This window comes from Ruegeria discodermiae (genome assembly GCF_030758345.1).
GTDB lineage: Bacteria > Pseudomonadota > Alphaproteobacteria > Rhodobacterales > Rhodobacteraceae > Ruegeria_C.
This window is the reverse complement of the sequence record NZ_JAVAMO010000023.1, coordinates 1-12,892: the sequence shown is the minus strand read 5'-3', so window position 1 is coordinate 12,892 and position 12,892 is coordinate 1. Positions and strand designations below refer to the sequence as shown.

The following is a 12,892-nucleotide window of genomic DNA, read 5'->3' as shown; positions in this document are numbered from 1 at the left end:
AAACTCAACAATAACCAAAGATCCAAAACAGGGAGACTATGATGACTGAATTGAATGTGAATCGGCGCAGGCTGCTGACAGCGGGCACCACTGCTGGATTGGCCGCAGCGTTCGGAATGCCCATGCTGTCCAAAGAAGCCATGGCGCAAGCGGCCGGCAAGGAGTATGTGTTCCTGTCCATCGTCACGCAGGTGCCGTTCTGGGTGGACTATCGAAATGCGATGGAAGACCTTGAGGAACTGATGGGCATCAAGGCCACATTCACGGGCCCGTTGGATTTCGACACGGCCGCACAAGCACGCCAATTGGATGAACTGATCGCAAGACGTCCCGCAGGCATCCTTATCTTCCCCGGTGATCCAGCCACTCTGGCCCCCGGCGTCGAACGTGCGGTCGAGGCTGGCATTCCAGTCACATGTTGTATTGGCGATATTCCCGACAGTCCCCGGTCCACATTCCTTGGTATCAACGGCGTTCAAGCAGGACGTGTCGGCGGCGAAATGCTTGCGCAAGCGATTGGCGGGAAAGGCAAGGTTATCCTCGGCACTTTCCCTGCCCCTTCCACATTGGAGCGTGTCGAAGGGTACAAACAAATCTTTGCCGAGAAATACCCGGATATCGAGGTCGTCGACGTCGTCAATGATAAGGCCGACCCGTCCTATGCGCCGACAGCCTACCTTCAGGCAATTCAGGCGAACCCGGATATTGTTGGCATTGGCGGCACGGACGGCGACAGCGGCAAAGGTGCTGCAATTGCCGTCAATGAGGCGGGACGCAAGGACATCAAGATCGTCGCGATGGACCGAAATGATGATATGCTTCCCTATATCGAAGACGGCACAATTCACGGCGCAGTGGCTCAGAAATCCTATCTTGAGATCTTTCTCGCCTTCCACATGATGCATTGGCAGAACACTGACGCGCTGAAGGTCTTGCCCGATTGGAAGGCGGCTGGCATCAATCCTCTACCCGAGCGCGTTGAAACCGGGGTTATGCCGATTACTGCCGAGAACGTCGTCCAGTTCAAGCACACCTAAGCGATTGTCCCGGTGTATTCTATCGCGCCGGGAAACCGATAGGAGGGGTTACATGTTGGACAGATGGAGCGATCTTCACCTGCAGCAAAACGATCTGCAGCTGACACTCCTGCCCGGCATCGGGGGCCGCTTATGGGATATAGTCTTCCAAGGTCGCTCCCTCCTATTTAAAAACGCAGATCTCGACGGTTTGGATGTCGATGACACACGGCTTACTGATCTGCCCACACGCTCTCCACAATTTAGTTTTCCACTCTGGGGCGGTGAGAAGACTTGGATCGCCCCAGATGCATCCTGGGTAAACGGCGCTCCGTTTCCCGTGTTGGACAGCGGCCCCTATCAGATCACTTCGAGAAGCAGCACTCGCATCGACATGACCAGCGCATTATGCCCGACCTCGCATTTGTCAGTGTCGCGCCGCATCACGCTGACCTCGGCGGAAAGCTGGGAAATAGAACACATCGTGGTCAACCATGGGACCTCCTCTCGCCTCACCGGCATTTGGTCAGTCATGATGCTTAACACCCCTGCCAAGATCGGTGTCGAGTTGGAAGACCCCGCATTTTATCCTGTTTTTGGCTCTTCCGAAGGGATGATAGCTACGCACGGCAAAAGCATTGTCGTGGATTGCAACAGACAGCAGGAATTCAAGGTCGGGCTACCGAACCCAAACGGACGTACAGTGGCGCGGTGCGGCGCTGACGGCCCTCAGCTGATGTGTTCAGTACCAGAACCTCAACAGGGCGATCAATTTGCACACGACTATCCTTTTGAGGTCTTTAACTCGGGCGATTACGCCTATTGCGAAGCGGAGTGGCACTCCCCGGCACGCAACCTCGCACCGAATGAAACGCTGAATTTTCGGCAGACGTTCCGCGTCTTGGCGGAGGAAGATGCATCCCAAATGCCATTGGGACTCGCAAACAACAAGGAACTCCTGTCATGCATGTCCTGATTACAGGCGCTGGTGGGCATCTCGGCCGCAAACTTTTTGACGCGCTAGAAAGCGACCCCGACTACACCGTTTCTGGCATCGATATTCGCCCAGTTGATCATCCCGACATTCACACCGCAGACCTGTCCGACGACAGCAATTGGGTCAGTTTGCTTAAGGGAGTGGACGTTATCGTGCATCTAGCTGGTGACCGAGAGCCCTCCGCCACTTGGGCCTCCGCGATCAAACACAATATGGACGCAACGCTTTCCCTCTATCACCATGCGGCAGCCATGGGCGTCAGCCGCGTGGTTCTTGCCAGCTCCAACTGGGTTCACGGCGACAAAAGGTTCACGCATCAGGTGCTCAACAGCACGACACCACCAGGGCCAGTAAACGCCTACGGCATGTCAAAGCTATTCTGTGAACGGACAGGGGCTTATTTCGCTGAGCATCACGGACTGTCGGTCATCTGCTTGCGCATCGGCTGGACACAATGGACTCACGACAACAAACCCGGCACACACATGGCGATGGGCCGGTGGGGTCAGGAAATGTGGTTGAGTGATCGGGACTTTCTAAACGGAATGCGCGCCGCAATAGATGCCAAGGATATTTCCTTCGCAGCCCTAAACCTAATGTCAGATAACCCAGGTATGCGCTGGGATATCACCGAAACACGACAAGCGATTGGCTACTCTCCAGAGGATGGAAGCCCCGCAAAAATAACAGTGGGCATTTCTTTGAGATCCATGCTGCAGCGGCTGTTAACAGTCCGACTCCCCAGCTATTTCACGACACGTTTTCCGGATTGGTAGAGTACAAGGCCCGGGCATTGTTGACGCGTCGCGTAATCAGTTTCGGAAACCTCGCATCGAATTAAGCGCTGAAAAGGTCAGCGTTGTTCGCTTCGTGGTCGACGGAGAGTGACATACCGGGCGTCAGATTTCGCAACTATTGATGTTTGAAAGTACGACACCAAACAGCGAGCATCACTGAATAGCGGTTTTATGTGAAGTGATCTCTGGTTTGAGCCTCCCCAACTGAACGGGTCCACCGCTATGTTCAGAAAACGGAGGACTACGAATGGCATCCAGTTCGCCGAGCAGCCGCGCAATCGCAACACAATCTATTCCCGGCCCATGCGGTTCGACATGATCTGTGAAGCCAACGGCATCGAGCATCGGCTAACCAAGCCAAACCATCCGTGGACCAATGGCCAGGTTGAGCGCATGAACCGCACGATCAAGGACGCAACCGTTAAACGATACCACTATGACAGACACGACCAGCTTCGCACACATCTGGCCGACTTCCTTGATGCTTACAATTTCGCCCGCCGCCTCAAGACGCTCTCTGGTCTCACGCCCTACGAATACACCTGCAAAATCTGGACATTAGAGCCAGATCGATTCATCCTAAATCCGATCCACCAGATGCCGGGACCGAACACCTAGAACAGCGAAACGTGCGCTCGTAGCTGGGTGTTCAGGAGACGGAAAAAGTGCGCTTTCCTAACGACTCAGCCTACATACCACCAGGTATCTGGCGAATACCGGCCTGTTTTTTGGGCATCGCTTTGAATTGAACACCTGCAAAAACAATCCAAAACCTGTGTGGGGCGTAATGTATGTATAGAGACGATTAAGAGGTTGCGATGTTTCGTTCATACTTGTTGGCAACGGCCATTGGCTTTCTTTCGACCGGAACGCTCCATGCTGGACTTGAGGTGCGCTTTGTCGAGGGCGCGCCCAAGGATCAATTCACTATTAACAATGTGGGAAGGTGCGATCTGAGTTCCTCGACTTTGAGAGTAGATCTTTCGCCGTCTTCTGGCCGTCTGATTTTTGATGTGTCTGAGGCCGGAGCAGGGGTGGAGGTGTTCCAGCCTCTCGAATTTATCGATGGAGCAGAAGCTTTGCTCGATGCGCCTCCGGTTGTGGACGGACAAGATTTCATTGAACTCCAGATTGCGTCCCTCAAGGCTGGATCCAGTATTTCCTTTAGCATCGACGTCGATGATACCATCGGCCAGCGCGAAATCACTGTCAGCGGTTCAGAGATTGCTGGCGCCACAGTGACATATTCGAAGGAAGGTGAAAGCAGTACTGCAGTTTTCTCTGCTGACGCTCAGACCTTGCTGACGATCCCAGATTGCTGATGGCCGTTCGTGTGGCTACGTCATACGAATGAGGTTCCAAAGATGACAAAACTGTTGATACGGATTGGCTTCCTAGCACTCGTGCTGGGTAGTGGCATCCTGATAGGAACACTGACCGCACCGGGGGAATGGTACGCGGGTCTATCCAAACCCGTGTTCAACCCGCCCAACTGGATATTTGCTCCGGTCTGGACTGTGCTCTATGTGCTGATCGCCTGGGTGGGTTGGCGTCAGTTCGAGTTGGATAAGAGCGCTATTGCGATGAAGTTATGGTGGGCACAAATGGGCCTGAACTTACTATGGTCACCCGTCTTCTTCGTGTTGCACCTGCCGTGGTTGGCCCTCTTGATCATTCTATCGCTGTTGATCGTGATTGCCGCCTTCATTCAACAGGTGCGCAGATCGGATGGGATCGCAATGTTGGCCTTTCTACCGTATCTGACCTGGGTCGCCTTCGCTTCTGCACTGAACCTATCGATCGCGATTTTGAATTGAACACAAGCAGAGTGTGTCCCAACACCGAGGACTGATTGCTTCACGGAAGACAAAACCTGTTGACGTGGACAGGTATTCGGTACGGGCTAGTTTCACCCGCATCACCCAAACAATGTGCGAGGGCATGGCAAGTGCAAGTCGTATGGTTCAAACGGGACTTGCGTGTGGAAGATCATCGGGCGCTGGCCCGAGCCGCTCAGCTTGGACCAACTTTACCTATATACGTTGTCGAACCAGAGCTTTGGCAACAGCCGGATGCATCCGCACGGCACTGGAATTTTGTTTCTGAAACACTCGCAGAATTAAGGATAGATCTCGCTCGGCTGGGCCAGCCTCTGCTTGTACGATTCGGTCCAATTGTCGATGTCTTGGATGACTTAAGGCAGGCTGGGCTGTTGCACGCGCTCTGGTCCCATGAAGAGACCGGTAACGATTGGACCTATCAGCGCGATCTAAAAGTCGCCGCGTGGTGTCGCGAGCAGGGGGTTCCCTGGACCGAGGTGCAAAACCATGGTGTTTGGCGAAAACTTGGGTCTCGGGATGGCTGGGCGACGCGCTGGGATAAGTTTATGGCTGAACCAATCACCCCTGCGCCCGCATTGCCGCCACTTGACCTTGAACTCGGGCACATACCAACAACACGCGATTTGGGCTTGGCCGGCGATCCTTGCCCGCAACGTCAGGCCGGGGGCAGACGTGCTGGGCTGGAACGCCTTGCAAGTTTTCTGGCCAATCGCGGTGAGAACTATCAGCGCGACATGTCCAGCCCGGTGTCGGGGGCAGAGGCGTGCTCCCGGCTTTCGCCGTATCTCGCATGGGGCGCTCTTTCGATGCGCGAGGTTACGCAAGCCTGCGAAGCTCGTCGTCCGAGCCTTCCGAAAGGGGCGCGAAACTGGCAAAAATCTTTGCGCTCTTTCTCTGGTCGGCTGCACTGGCATTGCCACTTTATCCAAAAGCTTGAAGACGACCCTCGGATTGAATTTGAGAACTTGCACTCGGCTTATGACGGTCTGCGTCCGCAATCCCCAAGCACCGAGATTCTCGGCGCATGGATTGCGGGGGAAACCGGATATCCGTTTTTGGATGCCTGTATGCGGTCTCTACAGGCGACGGGATGGCTCAATTTCCGGATGCGCGCTATGGTAATGGCGGTGGCAAGCTATCATCTGTGGCTGGATTGGCGTGCACCTGGACTGCATCTGGCGCGTCTGTTCACCGACTATGAACCTGGCATTCATTGGAGCCAGGTCCAGATGCAATCGGGCACTACGGGCATCAATACAGTGCGCATCTACAACCCGGTCAAACAAGGGTATGATCAGGACCTGGCCGGGATATTCATCCGAACATGGCTGCCTGAACTTGCGGAAATTCCCGAAAAATACATTCACGAGCCTTGGAAGTATGAGGCTTCAACTCAAGTGATCGGGCGGCGCTATCCGGTTCGTATCTTTGACCACCTTGCGGCGGCAAAAGCCGCACGCGAACGAGTCTGGGCAGTGCGGCGTGGCCCCAAGTTTCTCTCGGAGGCGCAAGCGATTGTTGCGAAACACGCCAGCCGAAAGACCGCGCGCTTAAACCGCAAACAAATCTCGAAAAAGGATGCGGCAACCCAATTGAGCCTGCCCTTCGGAGATGCCCCATGAAAATGCGTAAGAGATCTGATCTACCACAAAAACTCTGCGCCAAATGCGGTCGTCCGTTCAGATGGGGCAAGAAATAGGCGAAGGTTTGGGATGACGTCCGCTATTGCTCGACCCGGTGTGGGCGCGCGCCATGAGTGATCTGCTTCCGGGACTGGCCTTGAGCGATAAACAGGTTGCATTCACCCCAACACGTGCAGCCGGGTTGCAACGACTCGAGCGCTTTGCAGCGCGTACCGGTCGCCACTATGCGAGCACGCGAAACTACGATTTTGGCGCTGAACAGCGCAAGAATGTTTCGGCTTTGTCACCTTGGATCCGTCACCGACTCATAACAGAAGAAGTACTAACACGTGTACTAGCCTCCCATAGCCACAGTCAGGCTGAGCAGTTCGTGCAGGAGGTATGCTGGCGCACATATTTCAAGGGTTGGCTGGAACAACGCCCCAGTGTCTGGGCAATGTACCAATCCGACTTGGTCAAAAGCCATCAGGCGTTGGAATTTGATCCGAGCCTGCAGTTGACCTACCGCGAGGCCGTGTCCGGCGCGACCGGCATCGAGTGTTTCGATCACTGGTCAAAAGAGCTGATCCGAACGGGGTATTTGCACAACCATGCGCGCATGTGGATGGCGTCGATCTGGGTTTTCACGCTTCGCTTGCCATGGGAACTGGGTGCGGATTTCTTTCTCAGGCATTTGCTCGATGGTGATCCGGCGTCGAATACACTCAGTTGGCGATGGGTCGCTGGGCTGCACACGAAAGGTAAAAGCTACCTGGCCCGCGCCGAGAACATAGAGAAGTATAACCAGGGTCGCTTTTGTCCGACAGGTCTTGCAGGTGTGGCTGATCCTTTGACTGAAACTGCCGATCACCCAAGGCGACCGATCGCGCCATGCAATGCGCCAAATTCAGGGCCTTATTTGCTTTTGCTGACCGAAGAAGACCTATGTGGTGCCGATCTTATGCCGCACGAACCGGCAGATGTGTTGGGGCTACTGGCGACTCGTGGTCGGTCTCCTCAGCCAATTGGCGAGGCGGCGCAAGGATTTGCTGGTGCCGCACTGAGCAGCATTTTGGTGAACACTGACGTGCAGCCTCAATCTGCCGATGACTGGAGTGTCCCGATCCTTGCAGCCGCCCAGCGGGTCGGGGTGCGAACCGTCGCCACCGCCTATCCACCCATCGGTCCCGTACGGGCGCGTCTGGACAGAGCCGAACCGAAATTGGCCGAGGCTGGCGTGGTACTGCTTCGGGTAAGACGCAAATACGATAGTGTCGCTTGGCCCTACGCCAATGCGGGCTTTTTCAATTTGAAGAAGAAGAACCCCACCATTCTGGAGAATCTTAACTTGTTGCGATGAAGCAGTGCGTGCCGCAGAGCCGACGGTCGCAGGGGTAACAAAAGAACAATCATTTGCCAAAGCAGCCACGCGGCATAGTTCGGTGGTAAATAGAGCGTGCCAGAACCATCATGCCCATTGCCACGATCCTTCTGCCCAACCAGCTTTTTGCCGATCATCCGGGTTTTGCCGAGCTCCCGGATCTGGTGGTTCTGTTCGAGGATCCGCTCTTCTTTGGCGATGCGAGATATCCCGCGCGGATGCATAAGCAAAAGCTCTGGCTCCATCGTGCCAGCATGGCACGTTACCATCAGGATTTGATCGCCAAAGGCTTGAATGCCGAAATCTACCGATATGAGATGCGGACGGATTCTTGCCTACGCCTGTTTCAGCGGCTGGCCAAGGACGGGGTCGATCGCGTAGTGATGGCCGACCCAGTGGACTTCATCGCGCAAAACCGCCTGGAAAAGGCCGCTCAGGCTCTGCGTATCGCTCTGAAGATACGGCCATCACCCGGCTTTCTGAACACGCCAGCAGATAACGCGACATGGATTAAGGGCCGCAAACGCTGGTTAATGGCAGAGTTCTACAAAAGCCAGCGCCGTCGTCTGGACGTGCTGATGGACGGTGATCAACCAATGAGTGGCCAGTGGAGCTTTGACGAAGATAATCGCAAAAAGGTTCCCAAAGCGCTGCTGGGCAGTCTGCCCTGGATCGATCGGCCTGCGCATGACGCCATTGACCACGCCGCAAAGAATGGTGTCATCACAGAATTTCCGGACGCGCTCGGGTCGCTGGACAGGCTCTACTACCCGACCTCGCACAGGGCGGCCGCGGATTGGTTAAAACAATTCCTCGAACGCCGGTTTGATCGGTTTGGGGATTTCGAAGACGCGATCGTCGAAGGGGAAAGCTGGCTGTGGCACGCGGTTCTAACTCCCGCTCTGAACATCGGGCTGCTGACGCCCAGGCAAGTACTGGACGCAACACTTGAACACGCGCAGAAACGGGATATCCCCATCAACTCGGTAGAGGGGTTTGTCCGGCAGATCATTGGCTGGCGAGAGTTCATGCGCGCCACCTATGAATGCCTTGGCGTCGAGATGCGAACCACCAATCACTGGGACCACAGCCGCAAGATGCCCGCCTCGTTCTACGATGGCACCACCGGCATCGACCCGATTGACGACACGATCAGGCGCATACTGCGGAGCGGCTATTGCCATCACATCGAACGCCTGATGGTCCTGGGTGGTTTCATGTTCCTGTGCGAGATCGACCCAGATGAGGTCTATCGCTGGTTCATGGAGATGTTCGTTGACAGCTATGACTGGGTCATGGTCCCAAACGCTTATGCTATGAGCCAGCATGCCGATGGTGGACTTATCACCACCAAACCCTATTTTTCAGGTTCAAACTATATCCGAAAGATGAGTCATTGGAGCAAAGGACCTTGGGCAGAGGTCTGGGATGGCCTGTATTGGCGTTTTATCTTCAAACATCTGGATAAGCTCGCACACAATCCGCGCTGGTCCATGATGTGTCGAGCAGCAATACGGATGGATTCGGAGACCAAGGAAAAGCATCTAGGCGTTGCGAATGCTTTTCTGGATTGGCAACACTGAAAGAGCTATCGGACATTGCTCTGTCACTCAATCGACTCTGCCACGAGATCCATCCCGGAAAAGATCGAAAACCCACCATCCGGGCCAGAGGTGACCGGATTAAGGCTTTGAAGGGAAACATCCCTTGAATTGTTCGGCAAGCGGTGGTGAAAAATGGGGCATTGCGAATGTGGACTTTGGACGCATTTGCGACTGCAGCGAAAGGTCCGCTTTGTTGTGCATTACGCCTGCTGATGATGTGGGACTGCGCCTACGCGAATGTCGGCTATGCTGGCCAATCGACGCCCTGAAGGTGGACAAGCTAGTCTAACTTATCCTCCGTTCTCTAAGCACAGCGGTGGATCAGTCGGAGCGGGCTGCTCAGTATCCTGTGGCACCTAGCTGTGAGCTACCCTTGAACTTCGTCTGAACTATGAAGCCTATGTTTTTTTGGATGATCATCTACGATTTCGCCTTGGCTTTCCGTGTTCCGGTTAATCGCATGTTCGGGGTTCTTAACCGCGCCTCTGGGCCCGTCCATGCATATGCCAACAGACATGGGTCAAGATCTCCAGTCGTAATTCTGTGCTCATCTCCCGATCGATTGAGTATGAGAGATCCCGGCGCAAAGACCGCTGCATTGTTTTCGGACTAGGCACCCGCAATTGAAATGTAGCTTTCTTCGATGTCTTGATGACTGTGCTGCGGGTAGGTCGTACTGGGTGCAAAGAGTACAAAACCCAATATGAGGTTCTTGCATTCAATAGGTCCATTCGGGCCAAGTATTTCGCAGTAGGCGTATTTTTGACTTAGCGTTTTGCTAATACGCTCGTAGCCATACTCCCATGTAAGCTCATCTCGCACTTCCCTAAGTGCTCGAGCCATGCCCTGCATAGCGGCCCGCTCTCCTAAATCCAGCGCTCGAGCGAAATGCGCAGTTACGGGCTTCAACTCACGTAACCTTTGAAGGATTTCCGGATTCTGCGCCATTGCAGCAGAAAGTCGATCTCGTACAGTTTTGCGATGCGCACGGATGGCACTACTGCCTCCCGCAGAACCATGGCGGTATAGCGCATCGAACTCCCGCAAAAGGTAAACCCAATTTGGTCTATCTTTCAGTCGCGGAACTGTCGTTGTAGTCATTGAAGTAACCTTGTCTCGGGGAAGTCTTAGGACTTGTTGCAACTTAGTGTCGTCTAATCGCTCGTTTAAGCAACTTGCCTTTCGAATGCGACTAGGCTTTTCCGCCGAAAAGGGTCGGCTTGATTTGTGACCTTCTGTTTGGCTTACAGACTTGTTTGTCATGTCTTTTGGTTGTCTTAGGTATCTCGAAATCGCCGCGCCAAATAATCCACGAACGCGCGTGTTTTCGGTGCTAGATTGCGCTTGTCGGCAAACATCACCACGATATCCGTGCTCGGTGGTGCGTATTCCGGCATGACATGGACAAGTTCGCCGGACTGAAGCTTCCGGTCTGCCATATAGAATGGTAGCCGCGCGATGCCAATTCCGGCTAGCGCAGCACGAAAGACAACATCTGTGCTGTTTCCTCCAAAACTGCCTTTGGCTTCAAATCTATCTCCAATTGTCGCGCCAGCACTGTTCCAAGCATTCCTTTGGGTTTTGCCTGCAACCCTCAGGCAATTGTGTTCGGCTAGCTCTTCAAAATTCGTGGGCACTCCAGACCGCTCGAGGTAGTCAGGTGAGGCACACAAAACCCTGCGGCTTTGCATAATGCGCCTGATGACCATATCAGGGTTCTTACGCTGTTCGGCGAAACAGACCGCCACGTCGAACCCTTCACTCCGAAGATCGATTTCCCGGTCGGTTAAATCTAACGACACTTGGACCTCTGGGTGCTCTTCCATGAATTCAGGTAAAGCCGGAATCAGCTGAGACTGCCCAAACGCGACGGTTGAAGTGATTTTGAGTTCTCCTCTCGGGATACCATCTAAGTTGAGTATCATTGCTTCGGCCTCTTGGAACCTATCGGCCATCGCTTTGCATTTTTCGTAGAATTCCTGGCCCTCTTGTGTGGGCAAAACCCCCGTTCTGGTACGGTTGAGCAAGCGGTAGTGGGCCTGATCTTCGAGCAGACCGATTTGTTTGCTCACAGCTGATGGGGTCTGCCCCATCGATCTTGCAGCCGCAGAGATGCTGCCCTGCTCGACAACCGTCGCAAAGATTAGCATTTGCGCAGAAATGTCCATGTCATGACCTTTGCTGTTCCAATATGGCATGGGGCCTTTGCCAAATTGTCGAATTGTGAGCGCTACCAAACAGACGTATCTCTGCAGTGCAGCATAAATACTGCACCGCAGCAAGAGACGAGGCAATATCATGGCAATTACACGATCAAACAGCGGGCTGGATGTCGTTTTCGAAGCTGGCCGCACGTTCTTTAGTCAAAAGCTGGACACGATGCGAAAGGCACAGGCCAAACGCAGGGTTTATAGAGCTACGTATTATGAACTCTCAGTTCTATCCGACCGTGATTTGACAGATCTGGGCATCCCACGCAGCAACATCAAAAAGCTCGCTTTGGAGGCCGCCTATGGTTGCTGACACCCAAACGGCTGGCACAGATCGCGGTCACGCCATCGCCCTATCAATCAGCCTCTTGGCGTGGGTCGGATCCACTGCAAGTAGTGCCTTGAAGACACTGCAAATGGCTCGGATGCTCTCCACGCTTTCCAATATGAGCGACTACCAGCTCGCTGAGATCGGAATCTCGCGATCTGATATCCCGGAATATGCCGCGAAACTGATGGCTGACTGAAAGAGCAGAGGTCCTCTAGGTCAGAGGACAACACCAAAATTGCTGGTTCTCGCTCCTCCCAGAGTAAGCCAGCATGAGCGGGGGCGAAAAATGTACGGGGAGCGCCAACGCAAAGAGCCAGCATCTTCACCTCCTCCCGAAGGTGCTGGCTCATTCTATTCAGTGAAGCGAGAGCTCGAAATAATTCGCGACAAAGGATGTTCGCCAAACCTGATTGCCCGCATTCCTTTTTGGGTCAGAAATGCTTGACGTTTGGGTTAGAATTGAATGACGCGATTTGCGCATTTCTTGAAGTTTTGACCATTGATTGAGTCAAAGATCTGTGACGTTCCACAGCAAGTGGCGGTTCTTTCTTCGGCGAGCGCAGCAAGATGGCGGGCGTTTAACGCTAAACATAGCCAATACTGGTGATCTGGTCGCCGAAGCATCGCTATTTGCGGATCGTTATCACTGCGACGCAGTTACCGATATGTCGACAACGGTCTTCTTCCTCCCGAGGGACGAATTGATGAGGCACTTAGAGGATGCAGCTTCATCAAACCATCTTTCGATCAGAGCGTTTGAACGAACAGCGAGAGATCTACAGACTTTGCGGACCTGCATTGAAGTCATGCGCCTGCGAAAGGTGACATATCGGCTGGATGCCTATCTCGAACTGTACGGTCCCCCGGAAGAAGGCGAATGGGTGCGCGTCGCCGATTGGATCGGAGTGTCGCCCCCGCGCTATATCGTGAGCTGGCGAAGCGTCGAGCGAAAAATGACGCTCGCCGTCACGCGACAAAATCGTAAGAGTGGGCTCTTACATATCCTTCTCTGAGATCTGCACGAACCACGGTTATTGGCATTTGTTAAATATTGTGGACGGCGGCGACTTCATGCTAGCCACCGTCCCTCTCA

14 protein-coding genes and 1 pseudogene are annotated in these 12,892 nt (G+C 54.0%); 13 read left to right on the top strand and 2 right to left on the bottom strand.

Annotated features, from left to right (window positions below):
- The first annotated feature begins 41 nt into the window (after positions 1-41).
- From Q5Y75_RS25850 to Q5Y75_RS25805, 10 genes and pseudogenes are all read left to right on the top strand, one after another.
- Positions 42-1,037 (top strand): substrate-binding domain-containing protein, encoded by a 996-nt coding sequence (locus Q5Y75_RS25850; protein WP_306202984.1) that lies wholly within the window; start codon positions 42-44, stop codon positions 1,035-1,037.
- A gap of 52 nt (positions 1,038-1,089) precedes the next feature.
- The gene (locus Q5Y75_RS25845) at positions 1,090-1,992 is read left to right on the top strand and encodes a hypothetical protein (protein WP_306202982.1); all 903 of its coding nucleotides are present in this window, start codon (positions 1,090-1,092) and stop codon (positions 1,990-1,992) included.
- A complete protein-coding gene (locus Q5Y75_RS25840; protein ID WP_306202980.1) occupies positions 1,980-2,789 on the top strand; it encodes an NAD-dependent epimerase/dehydratase family protein in 810 nt (269 codons plus the stop codon). The genes Q5Y75_RS25845 and Q5Y75_RS25840 overlap by 13 nt, the downstream gene beginning before the upstream one ends.
- Before the next feature lie 351 nt (positions 2,790-3,140).
- A pseudogene (locus tag Q5Y75_RS25835) lies at positions 3,141-3,428 on the top strand (integrase core domain-containing protein); the annotation flags it as partial.
- Positions 3,429-3,628: 200 nt separating this feature from the next.
- Positions 3,629-4,132 carry an aggregation factor core gene (locus Q5Y75_RS25830; RefSeq protein ID WP_306202978.1) on the top strand — a complete coding sequence of 168 codons (504 nt, stop codon included), beginning with the start codon at positions 3,629-3,631 and terminating at the stop codon, positions 4,130-4,132.
- Between the two features lie 42 nt (positions 4,133-4,174).
- Positions 4,175-4,627 (top strand): TspO/MBR family protein, encoded by a 453-nt coding sequence (locus Q5Y75_RS25825; RefSeq protein ID WP_306202977.1) that lies wholly within the window; start codon positions 4,175-4,177, stop codon positions 4,625-4,627.
- A 131-nt stretch (positions 4,628-4,758) separates the two neighbouring features.
- Positions 4,759-6,273 carry an FAD-binding domain-containing protein gene (locus tag Q5Y75_RS25820; RefSeq protein WP_306203078.1) on the top strand — a complete coding sequence of 505 codons (1,515 nt, stop codon included), beginning with the start codon at positions 4,759-4,761 and terminating at the stop codon, positions 6,271-6,273.
- Positions 6,270-6,350 (top strand): DUF2256 domain-containing protein, encoded by an 81-nt coding sequence (locus tag Q5Y75_RS25815; RefSeq protein ID WP_371933312.1) that lies wholly within the window; start codon positions 6,270-6,272, stop codon positions 6,348-6,350. Before Q5Y75_RS25820 ends, Q5Y75_RS25815 begins: the two co-directional genes overlap by 4 nt.
- Positions 6,351-6,403: 53 nt before the next feature.
- Positions 6,404-7,633 carry an FAD-binding domain-containing protein gene (locus Q5Y75_RS25810; protein WP_306202975.1) on the top strand — a complete coding sequence of 410 codons (1,230 nt, stop codon included), beginning with the start codon at positions 6,404-6,406 and terminating at the stop codon, positions 7,631-7,633.
- Between the two features lie 110 nt (positions 7,634-7,743).
- Complete coding sequence (locus tag Q5Y75_RS25805) at positions 7,744-9,237, top strand: cryptochrome/photolyase family protein (RefSeq protein WP_306202973.1); 1,494 nt, start codon at positions 7,744-7,746, stop codon at positions 9,235-9,237.
- A 630-nt stretch (positions 9,238-9,867) separates the two neighbouring features.
- Here Q5Y75_RS25805 and Q5Y75_RS25800 read toward each other — a convergent pair.
- A complete protein-coding gene (locus tag Q5Y75_RS25800) occupies positions 9,868-10,359 on the bottom strand; it encodes a dimethylsulfonioproprionate lyase family protein (RefSeq protein WP_306202971.1) in 492 nt (163 codons plus the stop codon).
- A gap of 176 nt (positions 10,360-10,535) precedes the next feature.
- Positions 10,536-11,456, bottom strand: a complete 921-nt coding sequence (locus tag Q5Y75_RS25795; protein WP_306202968.1) for a LysR family transcriptional regulator — start codon at positions 11,454-11,456, stop codon at positions 10,536-10,538.
- Positions 11,457-11,556: 100 nt separating this feature from the next.
- Here Q5Y75_RS25795 and Q5Y75_RS25790 point away from each other — a divergent pair, with 100 nt between their 5' ends.
- The 3 genes from Q5Y75_RS25790 (at position 11,557) to Q5Y75_RS28605 (ending at position 12,812) form a co-directional block, all read left to right on the top strand.
- On the top strand, positions 11,557-11,781 hold the full coding sequence (locus tag Q5Y75_RS25790; RefSeq protein WP_306202966.1) for a DUF1127 domain-containing protein: 225 nt from the start codon (positions 11,557-11,559) through the stop codon (positions 11,779-11,781).
- Entirely contained in the window at positions 11,771-11,995 is a 225-nt protein-coding gene (locus tag Q5Y75_RS25785; RefSeq protein ID WP_306202964.1) for a DUF1127 domain-containing protein, read from the top strand. The genes Q5Y75_RS25790 and Q5Y75_RS25785 overlap by 11 nt, the downstream gene beginning before the upstream one ends.
- Before the next feature lie 322 nt (positions 11,996-12,317).
- On the top strand, positions 12,318-12,812 hold the full coding sequence (locus tag Q5Y75_RS28605) for a cyclic nucleotide-binding domain-containing protein (protein WP_371933311.1): 495 nt from the start codon (positions 12,318-12,320) through the stop codon (positions 12,810-12,812).
- Positions 12,813-12,892: the final 80 nt, after the last annotated feature.

What these genes read in the sequence shown, in the direction of transcription:
- Q5Y75_RS25850 (WP_306202984.1), top strand. Translation starts at nt 42, where the DNA reads ATGACTGAATTGAATGTGAATCGGCGCAGGCTGCTGACAGCGGGCACC.
- Q5Y75_RS25845 (WP_306202982.1), top strand. Translation starts at nt 1,090, where the DNA reads ATGTTGGACAGATGGAGCGATCTTCACCTGCAGCAAAACGATCTGCAG.
- Q5Y75_RS25840 (WP_306202980.1), top strand. Translation starts at nt 1,980, where the DNA reads ATGCATGTCCTGATTACAGGCGCTGGTGGGCATCTCGGCCGCAAACTT.
- Q5Y75_RS25830 (WP_306202978.1), top strand. Translation starts at nt 3,629, where the DNA reads ATGTTTCGTTCATACTTGTTGGCAACGGCCATTGGCTTTCTTTCGACC.
- Q5Y75_RS25825 (WP_306202977.1), top strand. Translation starts at nt 4,175, where the DNA reads ATGACAAAACTGTTGATACGGATTGGCTTCCTAGCACTCGTGCTGGGT.
- Q5Y75_RS25815 (WP_371933312.1), top strand. Translation starts at nt 6,270, where the DNA reads ATGAAAATGCGTAAGAGATCTGATCTACCACAAAAACTCTGCGCCAAA.
- Q5Y75_RS25810 (WP_306202975.1), top strand. Translation starts at nt 6,404, where the DNA reads ATGAGTGATCTGCTTCCGGGACTGGCCTTGAGCGATAAACAGGTTGCA.
- Q5Y75_RS25805 (WP_306202973.1), top strand. Translation starts at nt 7,744, where the DNA reads ATGCCCATTGCCACGATCCTTCTGCCCAACCAGCTTTTTGCCGATCAT.
- Q5Y75_RS25800 (WP_306202971.1), bottom strand. Translation starts at nt 10,359, where the DNA reads ATGACTACAACGACAGTTCCGCGACTGAAAGATAGACCAAATTGGGTT.
- Q5Y75_RS25795 (WP_306202968.1), bottom strand. Translation starts at nt 11,456, where the DNA reads ATGCCATATTGGAACAGCAAAGGTCATGACATGGACATTTCTGCGCAA.
- Q5Y75_RS25790 (WP_306202966.1), top strand. Translation starts at nt 11,557, where the DNA reads ATGGCAATTACACGATCAAACAGCGGGCTGGATGTCGTTTTCGAAGCT.
- Q5Y75_RS25785 (WP_306202964.1), top strand. Translation starts at nt 11,771, where the DNA reads ATGGTTGCTGACACCCAAACGGCTGGCACAGATCGCGGTCACGCCATC.